Genomic DNA, 13,731 nt, shown 5'->3' on the forward strand with positions numbered 1-13,731 from the left:
ACAACTCCTATCTTCGCCTTACGAACCAATCCGCGCGTGTTGGGCGCGGCCGAAAACATCCCACGCAGGCGGTGGAGGCGGTGGAGCCGCCTCCATGTTCTCCGCTGCGATTTCCGCCAGCTCCACCGGCACACGACCGGCGCCAGTGTCGCTCACGGCGGCGCTGGCGGGCTGATCGCCTACGATGACAGTCGGGATTGCGGTCGCAGGCCGACCGCTGACGCGGCGACCTGCGTTCTCCACGCGGGCGACATAGCCGTTGCGGAAACCTCTCGATTGAGAGCCTGTGTTATACATGCTGAGTGCGACCCGAAGGGCCTCTTGCGGGGTGCGCCCCGTCTTGGCCGAACGGAAATTGGACAGGAGCACCCGCCCTGCCGCTTCGACATTGGCGCACTGCTTGAAAACAGTGTCCCACGTCAGGCCGAGCCAGCCCATGTTGCGTGAATTGATTTGGCCGAGGCCGAGATCCACGCTGTAGCCGCGAGCCACATAGGAGCGCGCGGTTGCGATGGCCTCAGCCTCATTACGCGGACGGCGCGGCTGACTGGCCACGCCGTTGACGTTGATCGCAAACACATAGTTCGAAGATTCCGCATCCACGATCGCGGCGATCGTATGCGGTGCTACTGCTGGGGCGCATTGCGCCGCCAGCGAAAGAACGGCTCCGGTTTCGAGGAACACGTTCCCGCTCCCGGTCAGTTGCGCGGCTGATAGTAGGTCTGTTGCCGCCCGTCAGTCCAAGTGACCGTCAAGCGACCAGGCCTCCCATCATCCGGCTTCTTGTATTTTGTCTTGGCGATACCCCCGCCCGTGCATGTCGGGAAGCTGCCGCCGAGAGCCAGCACCCGCCACAGTTTCGTTATCGGTGGAACACAGGCTGGATATTGCGTCGGACCACCCGGGTTGGAGATGCACAGAACAACCTCACATGCCCAAGTATTATCCGACGCTACAGCGGGGGTCGATTGCACCGCAGCCCCCACCAAGGCGGCCGCGAGCGCGAAATTAAAAGCTTTCATCGCTTTCTCCCTCGTCATCGAGATTTATGCACATATCACGATGAGGGGGAAAGGGAAGCCTAAAACGCCAATTTGTTGCTGCATTGTTTGTCGGGGACCAATCGGATATGGTCATCCTCATATCCGTAATCGAGCACGACATGCCGCACGGCACTTGACAGTCGCTTGTATGTTTTAAGCGTCGGTTGCTCGAATAGGCAGACATTCAGCCACTTATCGCCATGCCACGATACTTTAACGTTGATGATCCATTCACTCGACGGCAACTGCGCAATCTCGACCGCTTGGATCATTCCCCCAGCGGGGCGGCGGGTGGTTAGTTCGCGTTCCAGGATCGGATCATACTGCCAATCGTCGCTATGCGGCATCGTGATTTATTCCCTTTTACCGATAAGGATATGTCTATCCTCGCTTTGACGGCGAGGGCAACCCGGCTTGTCCTCTCTTGCCGTGCAACCACATTACAGCCATTAAGCGTGTCAACACGCTTATTCCGGCACCACATCAACCTCTTGTGTTTTAGACCTATGGCTCGCCCGAAAAGACAGGAAGACCCCCTTCTCCCGGTTCCCTTGCCCCGGCGTCGGCCGAGCCGCGCGAACACGCGCAATCTCGCAGCGTCGGTGAAACCCGAGCTGGCGGCAGAGATCAAAAACCTTGCTGAGCGCGAACAAACGTCCGTTGCCGCCCTGGTCGAAGAGGCGACGATTAATCTCTTGAAAGCACGCGGGATCGAATATCCCGACTATCTGCGCCACTACCGCAAGTTGGCGTGACGAGCGCGTTATAAGCGTGCGCGCACGCTTATTCTTGCCAACCCCTTAAACTTGAGCCAGTTATGACGCGCTGATTCCGCCTTGGAGTCGGCGATTCATCTGTTGCGTGCGGGGTGGCTCCCCGAGGCGACAGGGCAACAAAAAACCCTCGCTTGGCTGAGCGAGGGCTGTTTGTGCCACCGAAGGTGAGCGCGTCTAACTTGGCTCCCTTTATCGGTGGTGCGGCAGCGAAAGTCAATCTCGAAAGCGTGCTTTCGGGAGCGATGGCGCTTGGCCTCGCGGGACCGACGAAGGGAGGTCCGCATGACCACTTCCATAGGCGCCGTGCTGCGTAGCACTGGCCTCGCCACGATCGACCGCGCCTTGCTAGCGCGTGCCGAAAAACCGCGCGTCAAAGTCTGGGCCGGCAGCATCGCCGTAGGCCACGAGAAGCGGGCGAAGGCCTACACGCCGATCCGCAATGCTCGCCAGATGCGCGAGATGATCGAAGCCGCAAAGCTCTACGAGCGGCAGACGCTCGCGCAGCGGCGGACAACCACGCCGCGCATTCGTAACGGTGCGATCGGACAGGCCGGCATCCAGATTATCGAGTTCCTGGCCCGCGTCATCGACTATAGCACCGGCGCGTTGTTCCCCAGCCTTCACACCATCATGGAGGGAACCGGCCTCAGCAAAAATTGCGTCGTTCAGGCGCTTTCGCGCCTCAAAGAGGCGCGCATTATCGACTGGTTCCGGCGCTACGAGCCGGTTCCCGATCACGAAGCGCAAGGCGCTGGCCCGCGCATCAAGCAGGCCACGAACGCCTATCGCTTCCTCTTCCCCGCCTTCCTCTCCAAAATCTTCGCCGCTCGCCGCCGTCGCGGCATCGCGGCTGACCCAGCCCCCGCTTGCGAACAGTATCGCCAGATCGAGGCGGCGCGCGACATGGAGCGCATGAGGGATCAGCTGCCCCTATGGGAGCTAACCCGCGAAGAGCGGGACAAGCGCGAGCTGGCCGATATTCTCGCCAGCTTGGGCGAAGCGATTGAGGCCAAAGAACGTGAGTCATTCGCAAGTGAAGATACCCGGCGGAGATATTTATATTGAATGGCCCTAGTCGGGCCATGCGCGATATTGGCATATATCCCGACCGTTTGCCCGCCTCCGTGAAATGTGTATAAATCCCAATGTCGGGATACCGTTGACGAAAGAAGTTCGATGCAGATGGACGTCGAAGCACGCGCACGTCAGATCGTAGCGGATATGGGCGGCCACTGGCGCGGCTCATATGGCATGGTTTGCTGCCCAGCCCACAACGACCGCAATCCGTCGCTCCAAGTCACCCCCGGCAAGAAGGCCGTCCTGTTCAAATGTTGGGCCGGTTGCAGCCAGGAAGCCGTATGGTCCGCGCTCAACAGCCGCAAAATCAATCGTCACACCAGCGGCGAGACGGTCGATCGCGCGCCCGAACCGTCGCGCCGGAAGCTCGCCCTGCACCTATGGGATTCCGCCGTGCCGATCGCAGGCACCGCGGCTGAACGCTACCTGCGTTCGCGCGCGATCGACCCGGTCGGCCTCAAGGTCCGCTTTGCTCCGCGTTGCATCGTTGGCCCGCCCGACGCCCGCGAAGAGCATCCTGCCCTTCTCGTGCCGTTCGAGGCCGACGAAGGCATAATCGCCGTGCAGCGGATCTTGCTCGATCCAGCAACGGGCGAGAAACGCTACCATGCGGCGTTGCGCGAGGCGAAGTTGACACTCGGCCTGGTCCGACACGCCGCGATGCGGATCGGCGGCCAGCCAACCGGCGATGTTCTGCGCCTCGCGGAAGGCTTCGAGGAAGCCGTTTCCGTCACCCAGCTTAGTGACGGAAAATTCAAGGTGTGGGGCGCTGGCGGCATTCGCCGCTATGGCCTGATCGCGATTCCGGAACGCATCCGCAAAATCGTCATCTACTCGCAACACGGCCAGGAAGCTGCACAGGCCATAGAGGACGCGCGCGACCATCTCACCGCCAACGACCGCGAACTGAAAATCATCCTCCCGCCGGCCCCGGCGCCGATGGACTGGAACGACATTCTTCAGGAGAGAGCCAGGTGCTGATCCGAGGTTTCAAAAAATGGCCGCGAAATCAGCAAATCGCGTTGCCAATTCTCTCTGTTTTCGCCTTCGGTGCGCTGTTCAATCAGATGCAAGCAAGGAATAGCGAGCCAGTTTCGATCCACGTCGAGAACCCGCGCATTATCGACGGCGATACGCTCGAAACGCTCGATAAAAAGCGGGTGCGGTTGTCGGGAATCGATGCGCCGGATGAGGACGGTAAGGGCAATGTGCCCAAGATCGCAGCGCAGCTCTATTTGGAAGAGCTGGTGAAGCAAAATGGCGGCATGGATTGCACGAGCGATTTTCAGGACGAAAAGCTGACGATCGAGCCGATATGCAACACGCGGCGGACAAGCTGGGGCCGGTCTAACCTGTCGTGCCGGTTTCGGTCGAATGGGGCATCTGTTTCGGCAACGATGGTGCGCCATGGATATGCCGTTGATTACAGGCAACATTCAGGGCTGGCCTATGCCCGTTTCATGAAAGATGCAGCCGACGAGCGGCGAGGCCTTTGGGGTGTCGATTACGAGGCGATGAGGAATCTGGCGATCGAGAGGGGCCAGTTGCCGAACAAGTGCAAATGATCGGAGCCGGGAACCTGCCCTATTCCACCCCACGGCTGCGCCGCGCGGCTCCACGGAGCCAGCAAAGCCGTCTCCGCCCATTCGGGTGACGGTCAGGGCTATAAGGGAAGATTAGCATGAATGATGCGATGCGAACGACGATGCAGGCCGCGCCCAGGCACAGTGCATCGCCGCGCGTCGAGGCAATCGCGGCATGGCTGATCGCCGCGCTCATTCTCGCAGGCGGCGGTATCGTTGCACGCCTGATCGTCGATTATCCGCGGCTCCTGCCGAACAGCTATATCGGCTTCCTTATCTACCGCGCTGGACCCACGATTGCGCTGCTATGGGCCTGTGCCGGCGCTGCGATCGCGATCAATGCCGCGACGACACGCCTGATGCTCTTGTCCGCATTGTGCGGATCAATCGTTGCGGTTCTCGCTCTCGCCATTCTCTAGCCGCTAAATGTGCGGCCCTGGGCCGCGCCTTGCCGGTGGTGGCAGCTGCCACCGGGGGGGAACACCAAGGGCACCCGCCCTTTCGTTCCCGAAGCATAATCGACAGGACCGGGTTGCCCGACAAGTTCGGCCAGTTCCGGCGCGCTCGCGCGCGCCGGGGCCTCCCTAGTCGCGCCGCCCGCACCACTCCCATCGATTTTGCTCCCCCCTCCCCATCCCGCGCTTCGCCAGCGGGTCAGAGCCGCAGGCCGCAGGCAGCGGCTTCGCCTAAAGGAGTGAAAAATGACCATCCAGACCATCCAACTGAACAAGCTGGCGCTTTCCGACCTCAACGTGCGGAAGGTGAAGCCCAAGGAAATCGAAGCCCTCGCCGCCGACATTCAGGCGCGGGGCGTGCTGCAAAACCTGATCGGCTATGATGAAGACGGCAAAATCAGGATTTGCGCCGGAGGGCGGCGCTACCGGGCCTTGAAGCTGTTGCAGAAGGCAAAGGCCATCCCCGGCACTTTCGAGGTTCCCGTTGAAATCCGCAGCAAGGACGAGGCGCTGGAAATCTCGCTTGCCGAGAACGCGCAGCGCGAGGACATGCACCCCGCCGATGCCATCGCAGCCTATCGGGCGATCATCGACAGCGGCAAGGACGTTGACGATGTTGCAGCATCGTTCGGCGTCTCCCCGGCCTATGTCCGCCGCGTGTTGAAGCTGGCGGCGCTGCACCCGACCATTCTCAAAGCCTTCCAGAAAGACGAAATCGGCATGGGCGCGGCGCAGGCTTTCGCGCTGACCGACGATCAGGACCGCCAGCTTGAGGTTTTCAAGCGCACCGGCGACAACGCCCACCAAATCCGCGCCATGCTCACCCAGGAGAAGGTTGCCGATACCGACAAGCATTTTCGCATTGTAGGCGAGGAAGCCTATTGCGCCGCAGGCGGCACCTTCACCACCGATCTTTTCGGAGAACGTCGCTATTGCGATGATGCGGGCCTTGTCATGGACCTTGTGCAAGATCGGCTCGACGCCATCGCCAAGGCGGCGCGCGAAGATGGCTGGCGCGATGCAGAAGGGCAGCTCTACCGGCCTGATTCCTACTGGATGCGCGGCCATCTGGAACCCGCTGGCGAGCGCGATCCGACCGAGGAAGAAGCCGCGCAGCTGGTCGAGATCGAGGCGGCAATCGCCAAGCGGGAAAGCGAGGTGGACGAGGACGATCACGACTATGACGACGAGTTGCGCGCCCTGACCCGCAAACAGGACGCTATCGTATCGGCTTGCCGCGTTTTCACCGCCGAGCAGAAGGCCGAGCACTCGCTTATCGTCTTCATCGGCCATGACGGTATCGAACAGGTCGCGTTCACCCGCACCGCCAAGGGCACCGCCGCCGATGGCCCCAAGCCTCCTCGCCCCGACTACTCGCAGAAAGTCATGGATCAGCTGGGCGGCATCCGCACGATGGCGGTTCGGGAAGCCCTTGCCAGCGACCCGGAGCTGGCGCTGGACGTGCTCTTAACGGGCCTCTTGGGGCAGGTTCGCGGCAACGCTTATTCGTGGCAACAAGCCGCCGAAATCACCGCCGAGAAGAACCGCTTCCATGTTGACGATGCGGTCATGGGCCATTCCACGATTGCCGACATTGACGAGATCGCAAGGGCCGATCTTGACCGCTTGGCCGAAACACCCACGCTGGACGACATGCGCCAGATGGACAGCGAAGCGAAATTGCGGCTGCTGGCCTACTGCGTTGCCTCGCAGATCACGAGCCTTTCGTTCCACAGCGACCGCGACCGCCAGCTGGCGCAGATCGTCGGAGCCGCGCAGATCAACATGGCCGACAAGTGGGAACCTAATCAGGTATTCTATGACCAGCTTAGCAAGGCCACGCTCTTGAAGCTGCTGGCCGAAGGTTGCGGCAACGACGCTGTAGAGAATTGCCAGACCATGAAGCGCTCTGACCTTGCCGTGACGGTCAACGAGCGCCTTGCGGGGCGGCGCATCCTGCCCCCCGCCCTTCGACCCTCTGCCTTGCCCGATGCCGCCGATAGCGAAAGCCAAGCGGCATGACGGCACGGGGAGCGCGCTTCACTCCCGCGCTCCCCGCAAACTTGGGGGCGGTGGCAGCTGCCACCGCCCCGCCTTTGCGATTAGCGAATGCGCCTGTTGAGGAAGAAAATCCCGATGGGTGCGACGAACAGCACAAAATCATGCAAGCCGCCGCCAAAATGAGCGGCCAGGGCCGCGCGCTTAGTAGTCTGTCAGCTGCCACATAGGATCGAGCGGCCCAGGGCCGCGCTCCGTCAGTGGTGGCAGCTGCCACCGGGGGAACACCAAGGGCACCCGCCCTTTCGTTCCCGAAGCATAATCGACAGGACCGGGTTGCCCGACAAGTTCGGCCAGTTCCGGCGCGCTCGCGCGCGCCGGGGCCTCCCTAGTCGCGCCGCCCGCACCACTCCCATCGATTTTGCTCCCCCCTCCCCATCCCGCGCTTCGCCAGCGGGTCAGAGCCGCAGGCCGCAGGCAGCGGCTTCGCCTAAAGGAGTGAGGAAAATGGCTAAGGAAACGAACCGGATCGACATTTATCAGGCCGTCACCGACGACATTCTTGCGATGCTCGAAGCGGGCACCAAGCCTTGGGTGAAGCCGTGGAGCGGTGGGCCGACCATTCCGCTCCGGCACAATGGGGTCGCCTATCGTGGGATCAACGTCCTCAGCCTTTGGGCCAGCGCCATGCGTCAGGGCTTCGCCTCCCCCTATTGGCTGACCTTCAAACAGGCATTGGAGCTTGGCGGCAATGTCCGGAAGGGCAGCAAGGGGACCACCGTTGTCTATGCTAACAAGCTTGTCGTGAAGGACTCCGAGACGGACGACGAGCGCGCCATTCCGTTTCTGAAACGATACACGGTTTTCAATGCCGATCAGGTCGAGGGACTGGACGGCAAATATCCCGCGCCCGCCCCGATCATTACCAATCCCGAAACCCGCGACGTTGAGCTTGAAGTGATGTTCTCTCGCATCGACGCAACCGTTCGCATCGGCGGATCGCAAGCCTATTACCACACCCGCGACGACTATATCCAAATGCCTGCTTTTGAAGCGTTCCATTCCGCCGACGACTACTATGCCACGCTTGCGCACGAGGCCGTGCATCATGCAGGGCATGAAAGCCGCCTCAACCGGAAAACCCTGATTTCAACGAGCCGCGCCGACTATGCGAGGGACGAGCTCGTAGCCGAGCTGGGCGCATCCTTCATCGGCGCGATTGTCGGTTTCAAGGTCGAGGAACGCGAAGACCATGCCGCGTATATCGAGCACTGGTTGACCGCGCTCCGCAACGACAAGCGCGCGATTTTCGAGGCTGCCCGTGAGGCTCAGAACGCCGCCGACTACCTGTTGGCGATGATGACCGACCAAGCGGATTGAATGACCCGCCCTGCTAAATGCACGAGACGCCGCGCAAGCGCGGCGTCCCATTTCAGGAAAGTGAAATATGGGGGCTACTCAATGTGGTTTATATACAAATCCCGACATGTTAACTATGGGCGGGAGCAGGTCGTTTTTAGGTGCAAAATGGAAAATATCATCGACACCTACAGGAATCGCATCAAGGCGATGGGGTATGAGCCGCGTCGGCAGGAAGAGATTCCTGACGTGATGGCAGCTTATTGCGAAGCAATCGCAAATTGCAAGATTGAAGGACTTGAATTGGTTTCGGATGACCACTCTTTTTGTTTGCTGTTGGTCGAAACCCAAATTCCCGTCGATGTGGCGATTGGTCTGGCGCAGGACTACAACCGTGATGTTCTGTCCCGCCAGAAACTCGCTGCATGACAGGTGAGCGACCCTTACACCTGGCGTAACAGCGACGTTCTTCGGAACAAGCTGGGAATCCGCGACGATAATATCCTCAAGGAGCGAGAAGCTTTCTTCTCGGTTGTCCGACATGGCGAGCTGGTCGTGCAGCGCGCCGCGCCGGCGACGAACGCGCGCGAGTATCGCGAACTGCACAATCATCTGTTTCAGGACGTATATGATTGGGCGGGGCGCTTTCGGACTGTGGACATAAGCAAACCCGGCAGCACTTTTGCCCGAGCGCACTTCATTGCCCGCAGCATGGAGCACGAATTTAAGCAGCTGCCCGACCTCCAAACCCTCAAGTCGATGGATCGTGATCGCTTTGCCGATACCATGGGGCGGCATATTTCCGAATTAAATGCCGTTCATCCGTTCCGTGAGGGCAATGGTCGCACCATGCGGCTGCACTTGCAGCTACATTCCCTTGCGGCCGAAAAATTCGTCTCGATCCAGGCAATGGGGCCGAAGGACTGGATGGAGGCGAGCCGCGACAGCTTCCATACCGGAAATCATGCCTCCCTCGCCAAAGTCATCCGTGATGCCATGCCCCTCGAACAGAACCGCGTCGAGCCAGCGCGTGGGCCAGCGGGCATCGCGTTTCCACCCTCGATGGAATCTCTCATGCCAGTTGGCGAACGACGCGCAATGAGTATCGAGCAGGCCAAGGATCAAATCAGCCGTTACCTACCTACTGCGCAAACCGTTGCGTCGCGGCAGCATGAGCAGCTTAATCGGATCGCGGAAACGTCCGCTGACATGCGCCAGCTGGCCGCGCGTTCAGCGCAGGAGCTTGCCTTTTTCCGCGATCCCAAAGGGCCGATGCACCACCTTCAGCTGATTGAGCAACGCCGCTATCATCAGATCGAAGTCAATTGGTCCGAGGGTATGGACCCGCTGCAAAGAGTCCGCGCCATCAGCGCGGGCGCCGCAGATTTCCTTTCGAAAATGACCGACCGCGACATTCAGGCCGCCGATCGCGCGCTACGTCTGCAAGTCATGCCTCCCGGCGTCAGTCAGGTTGATCTACGCCTTGCTGCGCAATTCGAGAAAAACTCGCCTGAGCAGAACCGCGCCGATGCCAGGTTCGCGCAATTCCAGCTCGCCATTGATAAGCGCGTCGCGACAGCTACCGAGCGCGGCGCATCGAAGGAACAGCTGGCGCAGATCGTCGAAAGCGCAAAGGCCCATGTCGCCGCAACATTGCGCGAAGGCAAATCACCGACGCCGGCCGCCGAGAAATCAAAGGACCGCGAGCGCTGAAAATGAGCGGCCAGGGCCGCACGCTTCGTAGTCTGTCAGCTGCCACATAGGATCGAGCGGCCCAGGGCCGCGCTCCGTCAGTGGTGGCAGCTGCCACCGGGGGAACACCAAGGGCACCCGCCCTTTCGTTCCCGAAGCATAATCGACAGGACCGGGTTGCCCGACAAGTTCGGCCAGTTCCGGCGCGCTCGCGCGCGCCGGGGCCTCCCTAGTCGCGCCGCCCGCACCACTCCCATCGATTTTGCTCCCCCCTCCCCATCCCGCGCTTCGCCAGCGGGTCAGAGCCGCAGGCCGCAGGCAGCGGCTTCGCCTAAAGGAGTGAGGAAAATGGAAGCGACAACTGACCAGATCGCCACCGTTGCGGCGCTGAACGACATTGCGCGGCGAACGATGGGCGTGACTTGTCGCACCGTGATTACGCAAGGCATCGCGGCGCTGGACGAGAATACGCAGTCCGACATTCTCAAGATGATCGAGGGCTTTGAGGATTTCACACCCGACAACGATCCTCACGGCGAGCATGACGCCGGTTTCCTTTATCGCGATGTGATCGGCCAATGGCATACCCGCTGGACTGACGACAGCACGCGCCCAGCCCTCTCGGTCATGTGGAAGTTCGACTATTACGACCGCGATCTTGAATTTGGCAGCGCCGAACCATGGAATCCCGATGCCACAACCCGCGTGCTCACCATTCTCCTAACCAGCGAATATTGAGGGAGGCCACCATGACCAAATCGCCCCCCGTGATCGAGCTTAGCTGGCGTGATGAGAATTACGGTTCCGTCTGCGCTGTCGCCGCCTTCCGCAACTATGCGGGCACACTGGATTGGAGCGACCGCACCCACCAGCGGTTTCGCGGATGCCTGAAACGCGCAGGCTTCGCCTTCCACGATGGCCGGTGCAGCTACATCGCCACCAGCGGCACCCGCGAGGATCGGCAGCGCGCCCTTTGTGACGAGCTGGCCCGCGCAGGCTTCCAGATCGACAGCGGCGACGTGAGGGCAGAGGCATGAACCGCGAACGCCGCAAGCAGATCGCCGCCGCCCGCGTGCTGATCGACAAGGGCAAGGCCCTGTTGGATGAGGCGCGCGACATGCTCGAAACCGTCAAGGATGACGAGCAGGCCGCCCGCGAAAATCTGCCACCCAGTCTTGAGGACAGCGAACGCGCGCAGGCGATGGACGCCGCAGTTTCCGAACTGGAAAGCGCGATTTCAGCCCTTGAAGACTTCGACGCCGACGAGATCGGCACGCAACTCGACACCGCCAGCGAATAGGAAGGATTGACCATGCAACCCATGCGCCACCTAGATCGAGACACGCGCCGCGCCCGCCTTCTGGCGGCGCGCACGCGCCCCGTCGGCGGCATCAACCGGCGCGGCATCTTCACCGGCCATTGGGACGGTGGCGATGTTGTGCGCCAGTTTCGCGGCGATAACGGATCGTGGATCGGCCTTGCCGCCTACAAGGCGAAGGAAGAGCCGGAGCCGCAGCCATGAAAATCAGCAACACGGCGAGCGCCGTTCGCGTCACCCTCTCCCCCACCGAGATCAGCGATTTGCAATTTGTGATCGAGGCGGCCGAGCGCGCGGGGCATTATATGCCCGCGCGCGTCCTCAACATCATGGCGGCGCTGACGCGCAGCGCCGACGATGTTCGGATGAAACAGGCCATGAAGCGGGCGGAAAAAGATCGCGTGACGCGGATCGAGCAGGACCGACGCGCGCGCGAACGCCAATTCATGCTAGGCGACCGATACAGCGTCATAGCGAGCCGCACCGACTACGCCGATGCGTCTTCTGATCCGGACGCGCGCCAATGGGTTGACCTGGTGTTTCATGAAATCATGCAGAGGCCGCTTCCCGATCAATACGAACTCCGGCGCGACGTGTGGCGTGTCCACGTTGTCCAACTGGACGGCGGCACGCTCGGCGCTGTTGTAGGCGGCGATTGCACTCAAACCGCCGACCCCGCCGAAATTACTTCCGTAGCGGAACAGCTGATCGCCCGCTTCGAGGCCAGAGCTTGACGCGCGTGGAGCGGTGGCAGCTGCCACCGCTCCAGAGAGATCTAGAATCTGGCGATGAGAGGCAGCAGCGCCGCCGCTTGGCTTCCCAGGACCGGCACCCAATAATTCGCGGCGCGGTAATCAGGGCCGTGATCGACCGCCATCACCCCAAAGACATATCCGATCATTGGCAGCGTCCACAGCAGACGCCCGCCCAGGTCCACGCCCATCAGCACCAGCGCAACGCCAAGCACAGCCCAAAGCGGAATCAGTCGTTCCATGATTTCGCGATGACGGATTATTCGCCATGCACTTTCCCGGTCATCGGCGCTAACCTGCGATACGAGGCCCATAGCTTCCCCTTTTCATCAACGGTCGCCGGCGATCATCCAACGGCTTCACGAAAATGTGAAGCGCGTTTCGCGCGCATTCTCGCCAATCCGTTGTATAGCCCCCATCGAGCGAGGGCGAGGGACTGTGACAGCGGCCCTTCGCAAATCCTCTCGCTCAAAGGAGGTGATGTGATTTGACAGCATATGAAGCAGCTCAATTGACGATCGCAGCCGTCGCGCTCGTGATCGCAATTGTGAAGCTGGGGAAGTCCGATAAGGGCTGATCTAGCGGGGCGGGTGGTCTGACAGGGCCGCCCGCCCTAAATGTTTGAACCCGCCGTGTGACAGCACGGCGGGTTCAGGTAGGTGCGTGAAATGAATCAGCACACGAAGCATTGCCTATATAGCCCTTTTCCCTTGCCAATCCAATAACCGACGCGCGCGCGAGGTGTTCCCCGTCTGTTCCCTTTGGCGCATAAGCGCCCAATGGCCGCGAACTACAACCGCCCCAAGCCCATTGATCCTATCTGGTATCGGCAAGGCTGCTATCTGCGCATCTATTGCGCTTGCGGTCGCCGCGTTGTCGCCCCGCTGGGCGACTTCGCCCGCTCGCGCCGCATTTCTTTCGATACCCGCATTTACGAGCTGATCGCGCGGCTTCGGTGCAGCCAGTGCCGCCGCAAGCCTTATGCGGACGTGTCGCGCAACCGCTCGGGCAATTAAAATGACGGAGGATCCGATTGCTCGGATGCTTCCGGCGCTATCCGTTGGGCATGTCGCCGGCGACATGCCGCAGCGTCCTCTAGGTCACCGCTATGCTATGACCTGGCGGGCGCTTTTCCCTAGATTGAGGCGGCAATGCCGCCGCGTCCGCTGTTCGACTTTGGGGCCTGTTCCTGCCCCCTGCCGCAAGGGCTGGACCGTCTCGGCCGCTGTGCGGCCTCGCTTGGCGATCAGGCGGGTTTCCCCGCCCTTCCTTCGCTACGCTCCGTGCAGGACGGGTGATCCCCCTCCCCCCTGATCGGCCCTGATTTGCGGCATTCCCCGGCCCTGCTCGCCGCTGGGCAGAAGTCGATGACCCGTCATCGCCTTCGGCTCCATTCTAGGCAGGGAAAACAGCACATGACCGACATTCCGTTGGCAACGATTCTTCGGATCAACGCCGCACGCACCATTCCGCTCGCTCGCTATGAGGAAGAGGGCAATTTTGACCGCTTCGGCTACATCAAAGACCTTGCCGAAAATCATGGCGCTGACCTTCCCGCCGTCATCGAGATTGCCGACCTACTAGGACCGGATGAAGATTTTGACGGCCTTGTGACCACCATCGAGGACGCCGCCGAGGGCTTCGGCTTTGGTGCTCTTATCCTCGGGGGGGCGTGAGC

Annotated in this window: 20 protein-coding genes; 17 read left to right on the plus strand and 3 right to left on the minus strand. The window is 61.1% G+C overall.

Going from position 1 to position 13,731, the window contains the following annotated elements; translation table 11 throughout:
* Positions 1-18: 18 nt before the first annotated feature.
* Positions 19-684, minus strand: a complete 666-nt coding sequence (locus RLDS_RS37470) for a lytic transglycosylase domain-containing protein (protein WP_020819812.1) — start codon at positions 682-684, stop codon at positions 19-21.
* Positions 685-1,081: 397 nt separating this feature from the next.
* Positions 1,082-1,390 (minus strand): hypothetical protein, encoded by a 309-nt coding sequence (locus tag RLDS_RS37475; protein ID WP_020819813.1) that lies wholly within the window; start codon positions 1,388-1,390, stop codon positions 1,082-1,084.
* Between the two features lie 255 nt (positions 1,391-1,645).
* Between RLDS_RS37475 and RLDS_RS56255 the strand changes: the two genes are divergently transcribed.
* From RLDS_RS56255 to RLDS_RS37545, 14 genes are all read left to right on the plus strand, one after another.
* Positions 1,646-1,798: a hypothetical protein gene (locus tag RLDS_RS56255; protein ID WP_006949649.1), complete on the plus strand. Its 153-nt coding sequence runs from the start codon at positions 1,646-1,648 to the stop codon at positions 1,796-1,798.
* A gap of 303 nt (positions 1,799-2,101) precedes the next feature.
* A complete protein-coding gene (locus RLDS_RS37485; RefSeq protein ID WP_020819815.1) occupies positions 2,102-2,884 on the plus strand; it encodes a hypothetical protein in 783 nt (260 codons plus the stop codon).
* A gap of 111 nt (positions 2,885-2,995) precedes the next feature.
* The gene (locus tag RLDS_RS37490; protein WP_020819816.1) at positions 2,996-3,877 is read left to right on the plus strand and encodes a DUF7146 domain-containing protein; all 882 of its coding nucleotides are present in this window, start codon (positions 2,996-2,998) and stop codon (positions 3,875-3,877) included.
* Entirely contained in the window at positions 3,871-4,461 is a 591-nt protein-coding gene (locus RLDS_RS37495; RefSeq protein WP_020819817.1) for a thermonuclease family protein, read from the plus strand. The genes RLDS_RS37490 and RLDS_RS37495 overlap by 7 nt, the downstream gene beginning before the upstream one ends.
* A gap of 116 nt (positions 4,462-4,577) precedes the next feature.
* Positions 4,578-4,898, plus strand: coding sequence for a hypothetical protein (locus RLDS_RS37500; protein ID WP_020819818.1), 321 nt, complete (start codon positions 4,578-4,580; stop codon positions 4,896-4,898).
* A 282-nt stretch (positions 4,899-5,180) separates the two neighbouring features.
* Positions 5,181-6,956, plus strand: a complete 1,776-nt coding sequence (locus RLDS_RS37505) for a ParB/RepB/Spo0J family partition protein (protein WP_020819819.1) — start codon at positions 5,181-5,183, stop codon at positions 6,954-6,956.
* Positions 6,957-7,439: 483 nt separating this feature from the next.
* Complete coding sequence (locus RLDS_RS37510; RefSeq protein WP_004213405.1) at positions 7,440-8,312, plus strand: ArdC family protein; 873 nt, start codon at positions 7,440-7,442, stop codon at positions 8,310-8,312.
* 147 nt (positions 8,313-8,459) lie between these two features.
* Positions 8,460-8,720 (plus strand): hypothetical protein, encoded by a 261-nt coding sequence (locus RLDS_RS37515; protein WP_006968047.1) that lies wholly within the window; start codon positions 8,460-8,462, stop codon positions 8,718-8,720.
* Between the two features lie 3 nt (positions 8,721-8,723).
* Positions 8,724-10,004, plus strand: coding sequence for a Fic/DOC family protein (locus RLDS_RS37520; RefSeq protein ID WP_013054017.1), 1,281 nt, complete (start codon positions 8,724-8,726; stop codon positions 10,002-10,004).
* Positions 10,005-10,331: 327 nt separating this feature from the next.
* The gene (locus tag RLDS_RS37525) at positions 10,332-10,721 is read left to right on the plus strand and encodes a DUF3768 domain-containing protein (RefSeq protein WP_013054018.1); all 390 of its coding nucleotides are present in this window, start codon (positions 10,332-10,334) and stop codon (positions 10,719-10,721) included.
* 11 nt (positions 10,722-10,732) lie between these two features.
* Positions 10,733-11,020 (plus strand): hypothetical protein, encoded by a 288-nt coding sequence (locus RLDS_RS37530; RefSeq protein ID WP_006953883.1) that lies wholly within the window; start codon positions 10,733-10,735, stop codon positions 11,018-11,020.
* A complete protein-coding gene (locus RLDS_RS37535; RefSeq protein WP_004213311.1) occupies positions 11,017-11,283 on the plus strand; it encodes a hypothetical protein in 267 nt (88 codons plus the stop codon). Before RLDS_RS37530 ends, RLDS_RS37535 begins: the two co-directional genes overlap by 4 nt.
* A 12-nt stretch (positions 11,284-11,295) precedes the next feature.
* Positions 11,296-11,505, plus strand: a complete 210-nt coding sequence (locus tag RLDS_RS37540; protein ID WP_004213310.1) for a hypothetical protein — start codon at positions 11,296-11,298, stop codon at positions 11,503-11,505.
* On the plus strand, positions 11,502-12,035 hold the full coding sequence (locus RLDS_RS37545; RefSeq protein WP_013054019.1) for a hypothetical protein: 534 nt from the start codon (positions 11,502-11,504) through the stop codon (positions 12,033-12,035). The genes RLDS_RS37540 and RLDS_RS37545 overlap by 4 nt, the downstream gene beginning before the upstream one ends.
* Positions 12,036-12,076: 41 nt before the next feature.
* Here RLDS_RS37545 and RLDS_RS37550 read toward each other — a convergent pair whose 3' ends face one another.
* A complete protein-coding gene (locus tag RLDS_RS37550) occupies positions 12,077-12,367 on the minus strand; it encodes a hypothetical protein (RefSeq protein WP_006953889.1) in 291 nt (96 codons plus the stop codon).
* Positions 12,368-12,832: 465 nt separating this feature from the next.
* Here RLDS_RS37550 and RLDS_RS37555 point away from each other — a divergent pair, with 465 nt between their 5' ends.
* The 3 genes from RLDS_RS37555 (at position 12,833) to RLDS_RS37560 (ending at position 13,729) form a co-directional block, all read left to right on the plus strand.
* Positions 12,833-13,069 carry a hypothetical protein gene (locus RLDS_RS37555; RefSeq protein ID WP_006953891.1) on the plus strand — a complete coding sequence of 79 codons (237 nt, stop codon included), beginning with the start codon at positions 12,833-12,835 and terminating at the stop codon, positions 13,067-13,069.
* 135 nt (positions 13,070-13,204) lie between these two features.
* Complete coding sequence (locus tag RLDS_RS56500; protein WP_006953893.1) at positions 13,205-13,351, plus strand: hypothetical protein; 147 nt, start codon at positions 13,205-13,207, stop codon at positions 13,349-13,351.
* 117 nt (positions 13,352-13,468) lie between these two features.
* Positions 13,469-13,729, plus strand: coding sequence for a hypothetical protein (locus tag RLDS_RS37560; protein WP_006953895.1), 261 nt, complete (start codon positions 13,469-13,471; stop codon positions 13,727-13,729).
* The last annotated feature ends 2 nt before the right edge of the window (positions 13,730-13,731 follow it).

The organism is Sphingobium lactosutens DS20 (assembly GCF_000445105.1).
GTDB lineage: Bacteria > Pseudomonadota > Alphaproteobacteria > Sphingomonadales > Sphingomonadaceae > Sphingobium > Sphingobium lactosutens.

Coding starts and splice junctions, on each gene's coding strand:
- RLDS_RS37525 (WP_013054018.1), top strand. CDS start 10,332: ATGGAAGCGACAACTGACCAGATCGCCACCGTTGCGGCGCTGAACGAC.
- RLDS_RS37505 (WP_020819819.1), top strand. CDS start 5,181: ATGACCATCCAGACCATCCAACTGAACAAGCTGGCGCTTTCCGACCTC.
- RLDS_RS37510 (WP_004213405.1), top strand. CDS start 7,440: ATGGCTAAGGAAACGAACCGGATCGACATTTATCAGGCCGTCACCGAC.
- RLDS_RS37485 (WP_020819815.1), top strand. CDS start 2,102: ATGACCACTTCCATAGGCGCCGTGCTGCGTAGCACTGGCCTCGCCACG.
- RLDS_RS37530 (WP_006953883.1), top strand. CDS start 10,733: ATGACCAAATCGCCCCCCGTGATCGAGCTTAGCTGGCGTGATGAGAAT.
- RLDS_RS37545 (WP_013054019.1), top strand. CDS start 11,502: ATGAAAATCAGCAACACGGCGAGCGCCGTTCGCGTCACCCTCTCCCCC.
- RLDS_RS37560 (WP_006953895.1), top strand. CDS start 13,469: ATGACCGACATTCCGTTGGCAACGATTCTTCGGATCAACGCCGCACGC.
- RLDS_RS37500 (WP_020819818.1), top strand. CDS start 4,578: ATGAATGATGCGATGCGAACGACGATGCAGGCCGCGCCCAGGCACAGT.
- RLDS_RS37515 (WP_006968047.1), top strand. CDS start 8,460: ATGGAAAATATCATCGACACCTACAGGAATCGCATCAAGGCGATGGGG.
- RLDS_RS37535 (WP_004213311.1), top strand. CDS start 11,017: ATGAACCGCGAACGCCGCAAGCAGATCGCCGCCGCCCGCGTGCTGATC.
- RLDS_RS37490 (WP_020819816.1), top strand. CDS start 2,996: ATGCAGATGGACGTCGAAGCACGCGCACGTCAGATCGTAGCGGATATG.
- RLDS_RS56500 (WP_006953893.1), top strand. CDS start 13,205: ATGCCGCCGCGTCCGCTGTTCGACTTTGGGGCCTGTTCCTGCCCCCTG.
- RLDS_RS37475 (WP_020819813.1), bottom strand. CDS start 1,390: ATGCCGCATAGCGACGATTGGCAGTATGATCCGATCCTGGAACGCGAA.
- RLDS_RS37550 (WP_006953889.1), bottom strand. CDS start 12,367: ATGGGCCTCGTATCGCAGGTTAGCGCCGATGACCGGGAAAGTGCATGG.
- RLDS_RS37555 (WP_006953891.1), top strand. CDS start 12,833: ATGGCCGCGAACTACAACCGCCCCAAGCCCATTGATCCTATCTGGTAT.
- RLDS_RS37540 (WP_004213310.1), top strand. CDS start 11,296: ATGCAACCCATGCGCCACCTAGATCGAGACACGCGCCGCGCCCGCCTT.